Genomic DNA, 15620 nt, shown 5'->3' with positions numbered 1-15620 from the left:
CCGTGCGCGCGGCGGCCCCGGCGGTGGCACTCCACCGCCGGGGCCGCCCGGCGCTCGTCGTCCCGGTAGGTCGTCCGGCTCCGGGGCTCAGGCCGCCGCGGCGCCGGTGGCTCCCGCGGCGTCCGCGGCGCCTTCTTCCGCCTCTATCCGCTGGTTCCACTCCCGCTTCGACGCCTGCCAGCCGTCCTCGTCATGGCCGCGGCGCCAGTAGCCGGAGATCGACAGCCACTCGCGCGGGATCTCCCGCTCGATCCGCAGATAGCGGCGGACCTCCTTCACGAATCCCGCCTCGCCGTGGACGAACGCGTGCAGCCGGCCGGACGGGAAGTCCAGCGCGCGGACGGCCGCCACCAGCGACTCACCGCCCCGCCCGCCGCCCCGGTGCAGCCAGCTGACCCGCGCCCCGTCCGGCACGCTCAGCTTGAGCTCCTCCTCCGGCCCGGCCACCTCGATCAGGGCGTGCACCAGCGCGCCCGCCGGCCCGTCGGCGAGCCGCTCCAGCGCGACGGCGATCGCGGGCAGCGCGCTCTCGTCGCCCACGAGCAGATGCCAGTCGGCCTCCGGGCTCGGCGCGTACGCCCCGCCGGGGCCGAGGAAGAGGACCTCCTCGCCCGGCTCGGCGCGCGCGGCCCACGGCCCGGCCAGGCCCTCGTCCCCGTGGATCACAAAGTCCAGGGTCAGCTCCTGGGCCGCGGGGTCCCAGGCGCGCACGGTGTACGTACGGGTGCGCGGCCACTGGTCGCGCGGGAACTCGGCGCGGACCCGCGCCAGGTCGAACGGCTCGGGGTAAGTGACGCCCTCGGCCGGGAAGAGCAGCTTGACGTAGTGGTCGGTGCACTCGCCGGCGGCGAAGCCGGCCAGGCTGCCGCCGCTCAGCACCACCCGCGTCATGTGGGGCGTCAGCCGCTCGGTGCGGGCCACCCGCGCCCGGTTGAGCTGCGGGGTCTTGCGGGCAGGACGCTCTGCCACGGCCACCTCCCTGATCCACAAACGAGTTAGGGTGACCTAACCTAACACCTCACCCTTCAAGAGTGGAGAGCAGCCGGCGCAGCGATCCGCCGAGCCCCCACCGCTCCGCCAGCGCCTCCAGCGCCCGCTCGTCCCGCGGCGCCCGCGGCAGCGCCGGGTCGAAGGCCGGCAGCGGGACGTCCGAGGCCACCCGCACCACCTTCGGCGCGACCGCCACGTACTCCCGCGCCTCCGCCAGCCGCCTGCGCTGCGCCGGGGTGATCTTGGACGCGGGGTCGGCGGCCGCGGCCATGATCCCGGCCAGGTCGCCGTATGCGGCGAGGAGCTTGGCCGCGGTCTTCTCGCCGATCCCCGGGACGCCCGGCAGCCCGTCGCTGGTGTCGCCGCGCAGCAGCGCCAGATCCGCGTACCCCGCGCCGCCCACGCCGTACTTCTCGCGCAGCGCCGCCTCGTCGAAGACCTGGAGCGTGCCCACCCCCTTGACCGGGTAGAGCACCCGCGCCGCGCGCCCGTCGTCGACGAGCTGGAACAGATCCCGGTCGCCGGTGACGATGTCGACCGGGCCCGTCGCCCGGCCCGCGAGCGTGCCGATGACGTCGTCGGCCTCGTAGCCCGCGGCGCCCACCCGGGCGATCCCCACCGCGTCCAGCACCTCGTCGATCACCGGGACCTGCGGCGAGAGGGTGTCGGGCACCTCCTCCTGGTCCACCCCGCCCCCCTCCGGGGCCTCCTCGGCCACCCGGTGCGCCTTGTACGAGGGGATCAGGTCGACCCGCCACTGCGGGCGCCAGTCGAAGTCCATGCAGGCCACGAGGTCGTCGGGGTGGTGGTCCTGGACCAGCCGGGCGATGAAGTCGAGCAGCCCGCGCACGGCGTTCACCGGGGTGCCGTCGGGGGCCCGGACGGAGTCCGGCACCCCGAAAAAGGCGCGAAAGTACAGGGACGAGGTGTCGAGGAGCATCAGGCGTCGGGTCACGCCTCGATGATGCCGCACCCCACCGACACTCCCACCCCGGATATGTGACGTGGGTCACCGATTGGTTTACGCCAAACGGTTCAGGGCAGGCGCGCTGCCGGAGCGGACCCGTTAGGTAAGGAAACTATTGCAACGGGCAAGCGGTCAGATGCCGCCCGCTCCACGACCTGTCCGCGGGGGTGGCGGGTCGTTCTTGGTACGACCCCGAGAGGTATATGTGTCCAGGCTGCAAGCCGAGCACCTGTTCAAGGTGTTCGGCAGACGACCCGATGAGGCGGTGGCGAAGCTCGAGGGCGGAACGGACCGTGACGAGCTGCGTGCGAACGGCACGACCGCGGCGGTCATCGACGCGTCCTTCGCTGTCGAGGCGGGCCAGATATTCGTCGTCATGGGTCTGTCCGGATCCGGCAAGTCCACGCTGCTGCGCATGCTCAACGGACTGCTGGAGCCGACCGCCGGACGCGTCCTCTACGACGACCAGGACCTGACGGCCCTGGCCCCGCGCGAGCTCCGCGAGGTGCGCTCTCACAAGATCAGCATGGTCTTCCAGCACTTCGCCCTCTTCCCGCACCGCAGCGTCCTGGAGAACGCCGCGTACGGCCTGGAGGTGCAGGGCATCGCGCGCGCCGAGCGCGAGCGGCGCGCCGCCGAGGCGCTCGGCCTCGTCGGCCTCGCCGGCTGGGAGAAGTCCTGGCCCGACGAGCTCTCCGGCGGTATGCAGCAGCGCGTGGGCCTGGCCCGCGCCCTGGCCACCGACGCCGACCTGCTGCTGATGGACGAGTCCTTCAGCGCGCTCGACCCGCTGATCCGCCGCGATATGCAGGACCAGCTGCTGGAGCTCCAGAAGCGGCTGAAGAAGACCATCATCTTCATCACCCACGACCTCAACGAGGCCATGCGCCTCGGCGACCGCATCGCCGTCATGCGCGACGGCCGGATCGTCCAGATCGGCACAGCCGAGGACATCCTGGTCACCCCGGCCAACGACTATGTCGCCTCCTTCACCCAGGATGTCGACCGCGCCCGGGTGCTCACCGCCGGCGCGATCATGGCCGACCCCGAGGAGGCGCTGGGCACCACGACCCCGGACGGCGCGGTGCTGCGCACCGAGAGCGACGTCCTGGAGGCCGCCCCGGCGATCGTCACCCCGGACACCCCGATCGTCGAGCTGTTCACCCCCTGCTCGCGCAGCGGTGTCGCGGTCGCGGTGACCGACGAGGACGACGGCTCGCTCATCGGCGTCGTCCCCCGCGCCCGGCTGCTCGCCGTGCTCGGCGAGCCGGAGAGCGGACCGGACGACACCGGGACGGACGGGGCGACCGACGCCGGTGACGCGCCGAAGATCCTGGCCGCCGGGGTGTCGAAGTCTTCCGGCTCCCCCGAGGCCCCCGAGGGCAAGGTGATCGCCGGTGCCTAGGCTCGAACTCGGAAGCTGGATCCAGTCCGGCGTCGACTTCCTCCGCGACAACTTCGCCTGGCTCTTCGACTTCATCGCCAAGGTCGTCCAGGGGATGTACGACGGCGTGCACGATGTGCTCGCCGCCCCCGCCCCCCTGCTCCTCGCGGGCATCCTCGCGGTGCTCGCCTGGTGGCTGCGCGGCCTGGTGCCCGCCGTCCTCGCCTTCGCCGGCTTCGCGCTCATCGACTCGATCCAGCAGTGGGACGAGGCGATGGAGACGCTGTCGCTGGTGCTGGTCGCCGGTGTGATCACGGTCGTGCTCGCGGTACCGCTGGGCATCTGGGCCTCGCGCAACCGCGCGGTGAGCGCCGTGCTCCGTCCGGTGCTGGACTTCATGCAGACGATGCCCGCCTTCGTCTACCTCATCCCCGGCATCTTCTTCTTCGGTGTCGGCGTGGTCCCGGGCATCATCGCGACCATCGTCTTCTCCATGCCGCCGGGCGTACGGATGACCGAGCTGGGCATCCGCCAGGTCGACGCGGAGCTCGTCGAGGCCGCCGAGGCCTTCGGCACCACCCCGCGCCGCACCCTGCTCCGGGTGCAGCTGCCGCTCGCCCTGCCCACGATCATGGCGGGCGTCAACCAGGCCATCATGCTCGCGCTGTCCATGGTCGTCATCGCGGGCATGGTCGGCGGCGGCGGCCTCGGCTCCTCCGTCTTCGAGGCGATCAGCTCGGTCGACGTGGCCCTCGGCTTCGAGGGTGGCATCGCGGTGGTCATCCTCGCCATGTATCTGGACCGGATGACGGGCGCCCTCAACCAGCGCGTCTCGCCGCTCGGCCGGCGGGCCCTGGCCAAGCAGGCCGCAAACGCCGTGGGCGGCCTGAAGGTGCTCCAGTGGCGCCCCGCGACCTCGGTCGCGATGGTCGGCGTTGTCGTCCTCGCGCTCGTCGCGGGCGGGCTGAACATCTTCGGCGGCGACGACAGCGGCCAGAAGGTCACCGCCGACATCGGCAAGGGCCGCACGGTCAAGCTCGGCTACATCAACTGGGACGAGGGCGTCGCCTCCACTTACCTGTGGAAGGAAATCCTGGAGCAGCGAGGTTTCAAGCCGCAGCTTCAGACGTATGACATCGGCACGCTGTTCACCGGCATGGCCGCCGGTGACGTGGACATGCAGACCGACGCCTGGCTGCCCGCCACCCACGCCTCGTACTGGAAGCAGTACAAGGATCAGCTGGAGGACCTCGGCACCTGGTACGACAAGACCTCCCTGGAGGTCGCGGTGCCCTCGTACGTCAAGGGCGTCAAGACCCTGGATGACCTCAAGGGCAAGGCCGGCACCTTCAAGGGCAAGATCATCGGCATTGAGCCGGGCGCCGGCGAGATGAAGATCATGAAGAACGATGTCCTCCCGGGCTACGACCTGAACGGCGAGTACACGCTGGTCAAGGCCTCCACCAACGCCATGCTCTCCCAGCTGGAGCGCTCCTACGCCAAGAAGGAGCCGGTGGCGGTCACCCTGTGGTCCCCGCACTGGGCGTACAGCAAGTACAAGCTCACCAAGCTCGCGGACCCCAAGGGCGCCTTCGGCAAGGGCGACGGCATCCACGCCATCGGGCGCAAGGGCTTCTCCCAGAAGGAGCCGCAGATCGCCCAGTGGATGAAGGACTTCAAGCTCTCCGAGAAGCAGCTCACGAGCCTCGAGGCGGCCATCCGGGACGCGGGCAAGGGCAAGCAGCAGGACGGCGTACGCGCCTGGCTGAAGAAGAACCCCGGCGTCGTCGACAAGCTCGCCCCCGCGGGCGACACCGGCGCCGCCAAGAAGGGCAAGCAGGCCGGCGCCGCGCCGCAGATCGGCTACTTCCCCTGGGACGAGGACGTCGCCACCACCTACCTGTGGAAGAACGTCCTGGAGAAGCGCGGCTACAAGCCGTCGATCAAGCAGTACGACGTGGGCTCCATGTTCACCGGCATGAGCGCCGGGCAGATCGACGTCGAATTCGACGGCTGGCTGCCGATCGCCCAGAAGCAGTACTGGGACCGGTACAAGAAGGACCTCGTCGACATCGGGGCGTGGTACGACAAGACCTCGCTCGAGATCGCGGTGCCCTCGTACGTCAAGGACGTCAAGTCCCTGGCGGACCTCAAGGGCAAGTCCGGGATGTTCAAGGGCAAGATCATCGGCATAGAGCCGGGCACCGGCGAGATGCAGCTGCTCAAGAGCAAGGTGCTCAAGGAGTACGGCCTGGACAAGGAGTACGAGGTCACCAACAACGCCTCCCCGGCCATGCTCGCCCAGCTTCAGCGCTCGTACGCCAAGAAGGAGCCCGTCGCCGTCGTGCTGTGGACCCCGCACTGGGCGTACAGCAAGTACCAGCTGACCAAGCTGGCCGACCCGAAGCAGGCGTTCGGGGCCAACAACGAGATCCGCTCGCTGGGCCACAAGTCCTTCCCGAAGAAGTACCCCGAGTTCTACGGGTGGCTGAAGAACTGGCACATGACCGAGCAGGAGCTGGCGAGCCTGGAGCAGGCCGTTCAGGACGCCGGCAAGGGCAACACCGAGCAGGGCGTCCAGAAGTGGATCGACGCCAACCCCGGCATCGTCGACAAGATGGCCCCGGTGAGCTCCTGACAGCCCACCGGCAGCAGCCGGAAGCATTAACCGCCGCCGCGGCCGGAGCGCTTCGCTCCGGCCGCGGCGGCGGTCTTTCGGACGGCGCACAGGCGGGCCCCTACGCGCCGGAGCGCACCCCGAGGACCCCGCCCGTACGCGCCCTCACCCCTCCGCGTCGCAGCAGGTGTCCCGCCGCAGCAGCCGCCCCACTTCCAGCCAGTGCTCGGCCGACTTCCCGTGCCGCGCCCGGCCTCCCTCCGGGAAGGCCCGGACGAGGTCGTCCCGCTCGTACGGCACCCCGCCGCGCAGCACCGACACCGTGCGCACCAGGGAGTCGAAGTCGGTGAAGGGATCGCCGTCCACGACCGTCAGGTCCGCCAGCTTCCCCACCTCCAGGGTGCCGAGGTCCCGGTCCGCGCCGAACGCCCGCGCGGGCAGCAGGGTCGCGGTGCGCAGCGCCTCCGCGGCCGAGAGCCCGTACCGGTGCAGCGCCCGCAGCCCCAGGTGCAGATGGAGTCCGACCGCCACCAGCGGCGCGTCCGTGCCCAGGGCGACGAGACCGCCTCCGGCGAGGATCTGCCGGTAGACGCCGATCTCGGTGCGGAGGGTGGCGAGCTGGGTTGCGGTGGGCGGGGTCCCGGCGAGCTGCCGCACCATGGCGGTGTCCCACGGCGGCATGAGCCGGGTGACCCGCTCGTCCTCGGCCAGCGAGGGGTCGGCCCCCACCAGCGGCGAGGCGGTGAACGGCGTGGCGATCAGCCGGAAGTCCGTGGCGGTGTATATCTCCGTCACGTCCTGGAAGGACCGCCCGGTCGCCGTCGTGGCGTGCCCGTACTCCAGGCGCTGCGTGGCCTGGAGATGGGTGGTCAGATCCTGCCCGAGCTGCACGCCGGGCGAGCACAGATGGCTGCCGCTGCGCACCCCGAGCCGGTCGTGGGCGAACCGGGCGGCCTCTTCCATGATCCAGCCGGGCGCTCGCACGTACGTCTTGACGAAGTCCCAGTCGAGCGCCGCGCCGCGCTCCAGCGAGCGGCGCAGCCCCTCCCGGGTGCGGTGCGCCCGGCCCATGCTGTACGCGACGCGCGGCCCGTCCAGCAGCTCCCCGGTCGCCAGCAGCCGGGGCCCGGCCAGCGCGCCCGCCGCGATGGCCTCGCGCAGCCGCGCCTGCTCGTACGCGAAGCCGCCGAGGGAGACGGCGGTGGTGATGCCGTAGGCGAGCTGGAGCATGGTCTGCCGGGCACCGTAGGTGTACTGCCAGGGATGCGTATGGGCATCCCAGAGACCGGGCAGGACGGTGCGGCCGGAGGCGTCCACGCGGCGCTTCGCCGGCCGCCCGGCACGGTGCGGCTCGACGGCGGTGACGCGCCCGCCGCGCACCACGATGTCGACGTCCTCGCGGACCGTGGAGTCGTCCCCGGTGCCGTCCCAGAACCTCCCGGCGTGGACGACGGTGTCGGCGGGGCGCGGGCGCCGGTGGTCGAGCGGGACACGCACGGTACGGGCCGTGCCGGCGGCCACGTCCAGCAGCCGCAGCTTGCCCGCGGACAGGTACAGGATGGAGCGCGAATCGCCCGACCAGGAGGGGTGGTCGGCGCTCTCCTCGGTCAGCCGGCGCGGCTCGCCGTCCGGGGTGCCGTCGGGCCGTACGGGCAGCAGCCACAGGGCGGACTCGGCGATCACGGCGAGATGGCGGCCGTCGGGGGACCATACGGGGCCGGAGTCATAGCGGTCGGAGAGCGAGGTGTGCGGCGCCAGGGCGTACAGCCTGGCCGCGCCGCTGCCCGCGTCCACCACCCGGATGAGGTTGTAGCCCTCGCGGAACCGCTGGTTCAGCCGGTTGCGGTCGCAATAGGCGACAAAGCGACCATCGGGCGACCAGCTCGGTCTGCCGGGCAGCCCGCCGCCGCCGAGCGGCGCGGCCAGCGTGCGCTCGGTGCCCGTGGCCAGATCCCGCACGACCAGGTTTCCCGACATGTCGACACAGGCGAGGCGGTCGCCCGCGGGGGACAACGCGGGGTGCACCCGGCCCCCGGAGGCCAGCTCGGTCTCCTCGCCGGTGGCCAGCTCCCGGCGGCGTACGGCGAGCAGCCCGTCGCGGTCGTCCGCGTAGACCAGCGCCCGCCCGTCGGGCGTCCATGTCGGCGCCAGCAGATAGCGGGTGGGCGAGGCACGCACGATCCGGCGCGGCGGGCGGCCGCCGGCGGTGTCCGCGACCCACAGGGAGTTCAGCGCGGCGAAGGCCACCTTGCGCCCGTCGGGGGACAGCGCGGGCAGATGCACCCCGCGCACCGGCCGCGCCCCGCCGCCGCTGTCGAAGTCGTACCGCTTGACCCGATAGCGCGGCCGGTCGACGGACATGGCGGCCTCGAACGGTATCTCCTCGCCCGCGCCGGGAGCCTCGGGCCGCACCAGCCGGAACCGCCCGCCCACGGTGAGCAGCAGCTCCTCGTCGGCGGTCCAGCGCGGCGGCACCGGCTGCACATCGCCGGCCACCGGCACGGCCACGCCGTCCACGACCAGCGTGCACGAGGCGTCGGGCGCGGGGGTGGTGCGCAGATAGGCCAGGGCGCCGCCGGGGGACACCGAGGGCGCGAGCAACTGGACGCCGGCGGCCGTCTCGGTGTGCTCCACCGCCACCGGCCCGGTGCCGTCGGCGCGCACCGAGGCCACCGTACGGGCGTCCAGCGCGGTCCCGGCGAGCCGTCCGCGCACGAAGATCACCTGCTCCCCGTCGGGGGACCAGGCGGGGTCGAAGTCCTCCCAGGCGCCGTCCTGAAGCGGCCCGTCCTGGCCCGGCACCCCGGTCAGCCGGGTGAGCTCCCCGGACGCCACCTCCAGCACCCACACCCGGTACGGGCTGCCCGCCACCGGATCGCCGCCGCGCTCGGAGGCGAACGCGATCCGCGTACCGTCCGGCGACCAGGCCGGGCCCCGGTCGTCCCAGGGCCCGTCCGTGCGCTGACGCACATCCGAGCCGTCCGGGCGCAGCGTCCACAGATGGAAGCCACCACCCCGGTACGCGCAGACGGCCAGCAGCTTCCCGTCGGGGGAGAACACGGGCCGGGTCGGCTCCAGATCCGGCGGGGTGAGGGCGGTGGCGGCGCCGCCCTTCCGGGGGAGGGACCACAGCACGTTCTGAACCTCGGCGACCAGGCGGTCGCCGGAGGGGGAGAGCGTCGCGGCGCCGTTGGTGGCCCCGGTGAACGACAAGGTGAGCGCGGCCTGCCGCCCCTGGGCGACAGCGGCCTGCGCGGGCAGCCCGGCCGCCGCCCCGGCCACGGCGGCGGTGCCCGCGGCGGCCTGTAGGAACCGGCGACGGGAGAGGGGCTCGGCTGTGACGGGAGTGTCTGCGGTGTCCAACGGTCCTCCTGGAACACGAGAGTTGTGCAGAGCAGGAGTAAGCAGTGGTGCGTGCAGCGCTTGATCGTTTCACAGCCCAACGGCCCCGGGTCAACACTCGTGACTCAAGGCGCCAACGCTTGAGGCACACAGGTGCGAGGCAAGAGAAGAGAACGATCGCCTGGCACAGGAACCGCCTGGCGCGGGAGAGGAGACGACATGCCGAGGGACGGCGTGACCCACCGCAGCGACCACCTCCCCACCCCGGACGGCGTACGTCTGGCCACCTACACCTGGCTCCCGGAGACCGGCAGCCCGCGCGCGATCGTCCAGATCGCCCATGGCGCCGCGGAACACGCACAGCGCTACGACCGCTTCGCCCGCCATCTGTGCACCCACGGCTACGCCGTGGTCGCCTCGGACCACCGCGGCCACGGCGCGACCGCCGCCTCCACGGGCGGCCTCGGCGTCGCGGGCGAGCAGGGCGACGCCTGGCGCGCCATCGTCACCGACCTGCGGGCCGTCGGCGACCGCGCCCGCAGGGAGCTCCCCGGGGCACCACTGTTCCTGCTGGGCCACAGCATGGGCTCGATGCTCGCCCGCGACTGCGCCCAGGAGTACGGCGACGACCTGTCCGGCCTGATCCTCTCCGGCACCTTCCGCTCACTGCCCGCGACCGACACCGACGCGGCCATCACCCGCCTCGAGGCCGAAATCGCCGCAGTCGGCCGCACCGCCCCGTCCGGCTTCACCCCCCAGCTCTTCGCCTCCTTCAACGACCCCTACGAATCCCGCACCGGCTACGAATGGCTCTCCCGCGACCCCGCCGAGGTCGCCGCCTACGCGGCGGACGAGCGATGCGGCTTCGCCTTCAGTGCGGGTCTGTCCCTCGACTGGGTCCGCGCCGTCCGCAAGATCAACAACCCCCGCAACCAGGCCCGCACCCCGACCCGGCTGCCGGTCCACATCGCCGTGGGCACCGAGGACCCGTGCAACCAGCGGATGACGCTGGTCCATGAACTACTCGAGGACTTCCGCTACCTCGGCACCCACGACCTCACCTGGAAGGGCTACCCCGGCGCCCGCCACGAGATCCTCAACGAGACCAACCGCGACGAGGTCCAGCAAGACCTGCTGACCTGGCTGACCACCCACACCTGACCCCACCCGCCCGCCCCCACCCAAACGAACGAGCAACCGGACCACGGACGCCCTGCCACCCTCCATCAACCGAGCGTAACCAGCGCGCCCGCCCCGCCTCGCCTGACCCCGCTGAAAGGTGGCAGCGACCACCCCCTGAAGTGCGGTATTGTTCTCTTGCGCGACCGGCCAGGGCAAAGCCCAAGCCGGACAAGCACCGGGACGTGGCGCAGTTTGGTAGCGCACTTGACTGGGGGTCAAGGGGTCGCAGGTTCAAATCCTGTCGTCCCGACCAGCATCATCGCAGGTCGGAGGCCGTTTCCGCGGGTAGCGGAGGCGGCCTTAACCATGTCCGGGCTGGGAGCAAGTGGGAGCCCTCTGGGAGCCCTCGTGCTCCCAACTCGCAGACGTGTCAACGGTGCCCGATTCGTCCGTCACCCGATCAGGTAGACCTACAGCGCAGTACCGCGCCCCCACGCGCCGTCGTCAACCACAGGCCCCCGAGATCACCCGATCGATTCGGATGCTCTCTGCATCGAGAGGTATAAGAACCCCTTGTCGGCTCTCGACCCCCTTTCGAGGTGGGAGCACGATCTCGTGCTCCCCATGCGACAGGGGGGAAGCTGTGGGCTGAGGGCCTCGGTCGGTGTGTTTCCGCAGGCAGCCGTTGCTCGGGTGTCCCGGCCGCAAGGTGCCTGCCGTGTCAAGGCGAGGTAATGCCCCTTGGCGTTCGCCGGCAGATGGGGCACTCCCAGGGCGTGAGCGCCCTATCGGGCTCTGTAGCGCCGTAGCGAGACAGTCGGCAGGTGCGTTGGGGCGCAGAAATAGTGTGCCAAGCGACTGCTGGACTGGCCGCGAAGGGGTCTCCGAAAGGGGGGAGGCAAGGCTCCAGCCCGGTCGTCCTTGGGATGGAAGGTCAGCGGGATGGCCGGGCCGTGCCTGGAGGGTGGTGCGCGAAGTGACGAGCTGCTGGCCAGGGTATTGCGATAAATCTGGTGTTGCGGTTACACGGTGACGGTGGGTTGGGCCTCTCAACTTGTGCCGGGTCGTGGTGGCCCGGCCTTTCGTGAGGGGAACTGGATGGATACGGCAACCGTGGTCCTGGCCATTGTCTCGATTGTCTCTGGCAAGGTTTGTCTGCTGGTTGGCCTGTGGCTGCGTCTGCGCTGGCGTACCCGTGAAGGGTGTCATTACTGCCGTACGGCGGCTGACCTGGGGCTTTGCGATGGCCCGAATATGGGCATGATCTCTGATCGTGGGTCTGCGACTGCTCTACCTGATCTTCTGCCGACTGCTGGGCTGCCTCCTCTTGCTGAGCCGATCGACCGCCGCGAACAACGCTGAGATCCTCACGCTTCGCCATGAGGTCGCTGCTGCGCCGACAGATCGAGCGCCCGCGGCTCTCATGGGCCGATCGTGCCGTGCTCTCCGCTCTCGCACGGCACCTGCCATCCGCCTTCCGCCGCCACCGGCTGGTCACCCCGGGCACACTGCTGACCTGGCATCGCCGTCTGGTGCGCTGGAAGTGGCACCAAGCGCCGGTCAGGCCCGGTCGGCCACCGTTGCCGGAAGAGACGGTCGCGCTCATTCAGCGCCTGGCAAGGGAGAATCCGACCTGGGGGTATGTCAGGATCCAGGGTGAGCTGCGTCGGCTTGGTCATCGGGTTGCCGCCGCTACGGTCCGGCGCGTTCTGCGCCGCTCCGGTCTACCGCCCGCGCCGCAGCGAGCATCCCAGCAGACCTGGCGCTCGTTCCTCCGCGCTCAGGCCCACACGCTGCTCGCCTGCGACTTCATGCATGTGGAGACCGTCTTCCTCAGACGTCTCTACGTCTTCTTCGTCATAGAGATCGCCACCCGGCGCGTCCATGTCCTGGGCGTCACCGCCCACCCCACCGGCGCGTGGGTCACCCAACTCGCCCGCAACCTGCTCATGGACCTCGAGGACAGGGCTGGGTGCTTCCGGTTCCTCATCCGCGACCGGGACAGCAAGTTCACCACCGCATTCGACACCGTCTTCGCCGGCAATGGCATAGCCGTCATCCCGACGCCGCCGCAAAGCCCCCGGTTTAACGCGTTCGCCGAACGATGGATACGCACAGCCCGCGCAGAGTGCACCGACCGCCTCCTCATCACCGGCGAACGACACCTCAGTGCTGTCCTCACCACGTACGCCGAGCACTACAACACCGGACGGGCCCACCGCAGCCTCGATCTACGTGCCCCGGACGACCACCCGAGCGTCGTCCCCCTGCCTGCTGCCGTAGTCCGACGGCGGCAGCTACTCGGCGGCCTGCTCAACGAGTACCACACCACGCCACCCCAACGACTTCTCCATCCACAAGAAACGCCCAGCTCAGCGGCCTGATCGGGATATTGACACCCTTCAGGGGCGGGTGACCTGACCAGTGCGGAGCGCGAAGAGCTCAGGCGACTGCGCAGGCAGAACGTCGAGCAGCAGAAGACGATCGAGATCCTGAAAAAAGCCGCGGCCTTCTTCGCTCAGGACAGCGGCCGGTGAACGAGGTCTACCGGTTCATCGCTGCGGAGAAGGCCACGTATCCGGTGACCCTGCTGTGCCGTGTCCTGGGCGTAGTCCGTTCCTCTTTTTATGCCTGGCTGGAGGCTGAGGAGGCCCGAGAGGAACGCGTGCGCGCGGATGAGGCCCTGGCCCACGAGATCATGGTGATCCACCTGGCCTCGAAGGGTGCCTACGGTGTCCCGCGCGTGCACGCCGCGCTGCGGCGGCTGGGCTGGCCGGTCAACCGCAAGCGGGTGGAGCGGATCATGCGCGAACGCCAGATCACCGGTGTCACGCGCCGAAGACGCCGCTCGTTGACCCGCCCCGGCCAGCAGGCCCGGCCGGCCCCAGACCTGATCGGCCGTGATTTCACTGCCGCCCGGCCAGGAACACGGCTGGTCGAGGACATCACATACCTGCCCACGCGTGAGGGCTGGCTGTACCTCGCCTGCTGGCTGGACCTGGCCACCCGCGAGGTCGTCGGCTACGCGATGGCCGATCACCATCGCGCCGAGCTGGTGGTCGACGCTCTGCGGATGGCCCACGGCCGGGGCAACCTGGAACCCGGCTGCATCACCCACAGCGACCGCGGAAGCGAATACACCTCGGCTGAATTCCGTGCCGAGATAAGCGCGTTGGGTCTTCGCCAGAGCACCGGCCGGACAGGTTCCTGCTTTGACAACGCTGCCGCCGAGAGCTTCTGGGCTGTACTCAAGGAAGAGATCGGTACCCGGATCTGGCCCGACCGGGCCACCGCCCGCGCCGAGGCCTTCGCCTTCATCGAGACCTTCTATAACCGGCGCCGACTACGCAAGCACCCTCTCTTCGGGTATCTCACACCCCACGAGACGCTACAGCGGTTCCGCAACGACCAAGTACTCGCAGCATAGAAGAAGAGTGTCCGGGATCACGGGGAAACTTCACTTCTCCAGCGTGCACTGGTGGAAGATGCGTGGCATTGGGAGACGTATCAACGGCCGACCTCAGCTGAGACGCTACGGAAGCGACTGCACGTCGGGGCGGCCAGGTCCCGGATGCTGGTGGCGGCGGTGCGTTCGACGAGGACCGATCATCTGGCGGTCGAGACATCATCTGGCGGGGTCGACCGTTCGATCGCTCAGGCTTACCGCCAGGTCGACGGTGCAGGCGAGGAAGGCCTGGCGGATGAGTGATCCTTCCACACGGTGCTGTGCGAGGAGATCTTCTTGATGCCTTCTGTCGATCCGCGGGCGTCTGGGCGGTGGCCTGGTCGCCGCCCGCGTCTGGGACATTCCGGCAGCGGGCGGCACGGTGCTCCAGAAGTGGCCGACCATCGCTCCGGAGTTAGCCGTGCACGTTGCCGCGTTCGCGTTCGACGCGGCAAGCGGGCAGCTGGACCTGCGCCCGGACTCCTCCGCCTGCGGGGTCCAGGCCCGGCTGAGCGCGGTGCACGCTGGTTGCGGCCGCCAACAAGGCGGTGGGCCAGGACGTGGTCCGCACGATCCGATTCTTGCCGCCCGGCCCGGCCACGCCTGCCCCCGTCGGCACCGTGGCCGCGCCGCGGGCGGCGGGTGCGGACGGCGTCGACGCTTCGGTGCGCGCGCGTGAGGCCGCCTCGCCGGGGTACCGCCGCAGGCTGGCCTGAGCAGCGGATTTGACTGGGCGTCCGAGTACGGCCCCAACTCATCCGGGAAGTCTTTGGACTGCGGTGCCCGGTGATACAGGTTCACTGCAGAGTGCCGTAGTGACGATCACGTCCGATAAGTACTTACTGAATCGAATTTGCCATAGTGTCACACGAATAAGCCAATTACGTCGAATACATATTCGGTAGAAGCTTGTGTTCTCCATACCCTTCACCCCGGCACGGCCCACCGGGGGCTGAGACGCGGGGCGAGCGGCAGGGGACAGTGGCGTGGTCCGGCGCGGAACGCGTCCGGGGCACGGCGGCTCCCTGGCCCTCCCGGCAGCAGTCGGCACCGCGCACGCCAGGAAGCGGAGAAGGAGATGACTGTGCCCTTAAGACGGTTGGTGCGCATACGGGCTGGAGGGCTGGCCGCGCTGGCGGCGGCCTTCCTGTTCGTCGTCACCGAGGTGGCGTGGGCGGCTGTCACCGACAACATGTATCCGACGTACAACGCATCGCGCCCCTGCAGAGACGATCCTGACGGCGGTGATGGGATTCTCTCCTGCCAGACAGACAACCGCGAGGTCTACTACTACATGGACAGCGGCGGCACCTACGAACTGGAGTCCCCGGACCGGACGATCGTCTCTGACATGCTCCGGGACGATTACGCACCGACCGACCTGGCGCGCCACTATGACTCGTCGCCGACGTTTAGCGGAGATGCCGAGACCGACATCATCTACCAGGAGGGATCCACCAACATCGGCTCCAGTTCCGATGGTGTCACCTGGTGCAATGACGCTGTCGACGCCCGCCGCTGCGATCAGCAGTACATCCGCATCCGCGGCAACGGTTACTACACCCCGGGTCTGTCATGCCACGAGACGGGACACGCCGTCGGGCTGACTCATGGTCAGCAGGCCGACCCGAAGCTCAACCAAACCGACTCCCGTCTCGGCTGCTTGCAGACGCCTGTCTCGTACGGCACCGGGCTGGGCGCCAATAATCGGGAGAACATCAATGGCGCGTACTGAGACGCCCGGGAGTGGCCG

At 70.1% G+C, this 15620-nt stretch carries 9 protein-coding genes, 1 tRNA gene and 2 pseudogenes; 9 read left to right on the top strand and 3 right to left on the bottom strand.

All coding sequences use genetic code 11. From position 1 onward, the window contains the following. Positions 1 to 87: 87 nt before the first annotated feature. Both ACZ4WQ_RS14785 and ACZ4WQ_RS14780 read right to left on the bottom strand, forming a co-directional pair. Entirely contained in the window at positions 88 to 969 is an 882-nt protein-coding gene (locus ACZ4WQ_RS14785) for a siderophore-interacting protein (RefSeq protein ID WP_311725317.1), read from the bottom strand. 49 nt (positions 970 to 1018) lie between these two features. Next, positions 1019 to 1930, bottom strand: coding sequence for a 5'-3' exonuclease (locus tag ACZ4WQ_RS14780; protein WP_358845565.1), 912 nt, complete (start codon positions 1928 to 1930; stop codon positions 1019 to 1021). 232 nt (positions 1931 to 2162) lie between these two features. On the opposite strand from ACZ4WQ_RS14780, the gene ACZ4WQ_RS14775 reads away from it, so the two are divergent. Further along, positions 2163 to 3362, top strand: a complete 1200-nt coding sequence (locus tag ACZ4WQ_RS14775; RefSeq protein WP_385351863.1) for a quaternary amine ABC transporter ATP-binding protein — start codon at positions 2163 to 2165, stop codon at positions 3360 to 3362. Next, a complete protein-coding gene (locus ACZ4WQ_RS14770) occupies positions 3355 to 5979 on the top strand; it encodes an ABC transporter permease/substrate binding protein (RefSeq protein WP_398371949.1) in 2625 nt (874 codons plus the stop codon). Before ACZ4WQ_RS14775 ends, ACZ4WQ_RS14770 begins: the two co-directional genes overlap by 8 nt. A 144-nt stretch (positions 5980 to 6123) precedes the next feature. Here ACZ4WQ_RS14770 and ACZ4WQ_RS14765 read toward each other — a convergent pair whose 3' ends face one another. Further along, on the bottom strand, positions 6124 to 9321 hold the full coding sequence (locus ACZ4WQ_RS14765; RefSeq protein ID WP_398371951.1) for an amidohydrolase family protein: 3198 nt from the start codon (positions 9319 to 9321) through the stop codon (positions 6124 to 6126). Positions 9322 to 9519: 198 nt separating this feature from the next. Between ACZ4WQ_RS14765 and ACZ4WQ_RS14760 the strand changes: the two genes are divergently transcribed. The 7 genes and pseudogenes from ACZ4WQ_RS14760 (at position 9520) to ACZ4WQ_RS14730 (ending at position 15602) form a co-directional block, all read left to right on the top strand. Further along, entirely contained in the window at positions 9520 to 10461 is a 942-nt protein-coding gene (locus ACZ4WQ_RS14760) for an alpha/beta hydrolase (protein ID WP_361189556.1), read from the top strand. Positions 10462 to 10658: 197 nt separating this feature from the next. Then, positions 10659 to 10735: transfer RNA gene (locus ACZ4WQ_RS14755), tRNA-Pro, on the top strand. A 785-nt stretch (positions 10736 to 11520) separates the two neighbouring features. Further along, positions 11521 to 11784: a hypothetical protein gene (locus ACZ4WQ_RS14750; RefSeq protein ID WP_311729884.1), complete on the top strand. Its 264-nt coding sequence runs from the start codon at positions 11521 to 11523 to the stop codon at positions 11782 to 11784. After that, positions 11696 to 12806 (top strand): annotated as a pseudogene (locus tag ACZ4WQ_RS14745) (integrase core domain-containing protein). The gene ACZ4WQ_RS14750 and the pseudogene ACZ4WQ_RS14745 overlap by 89 nt, the downstream one beginning before the upstream one ends. 125 nt (positions 12807 to 12931) lie before the next feature. Next, positions 12932 to 13849: pseudogene (locus ACZ4WQ_RS14740) on the top strand (IS3 family transposase); the annotation flags it as partial. A 599-nt stretch (positions 13850 to 14448) separates the two neighbouring features. After that, entirely contained in the window at positions 14449 to 14583 is a 135-nt protein-coding gene (locus ACZ4WQ_RS14735; protein ID WP_398371954.1) for a hypothetical protein, read from the top strand. Positions 14584 to 14945: 362 nt separating this feature from the next. Further along, positions 14946 to 15602 (top strand): hypothetical protein, encoded by a 657-nt coding sequence (locus ACZ4WQ_RS14730; RefSeq protein WP_311729887.1) that lies wholly within the window; start codon positions 14946 to 14948, stop codon positions 15600 to 15602. The last annotated feature ends 18 nt before the right edge of the window (positions 15603 to 15620 follow it).

This window comes from Streptomyces sp. NPDC028305, assembly GCF_055569495.1.
The sequence above is the reverse complement of the archived record's forward strand: the minus strand, read 5'-3'. Positions and strand labels throughout refer to the sequence as shown.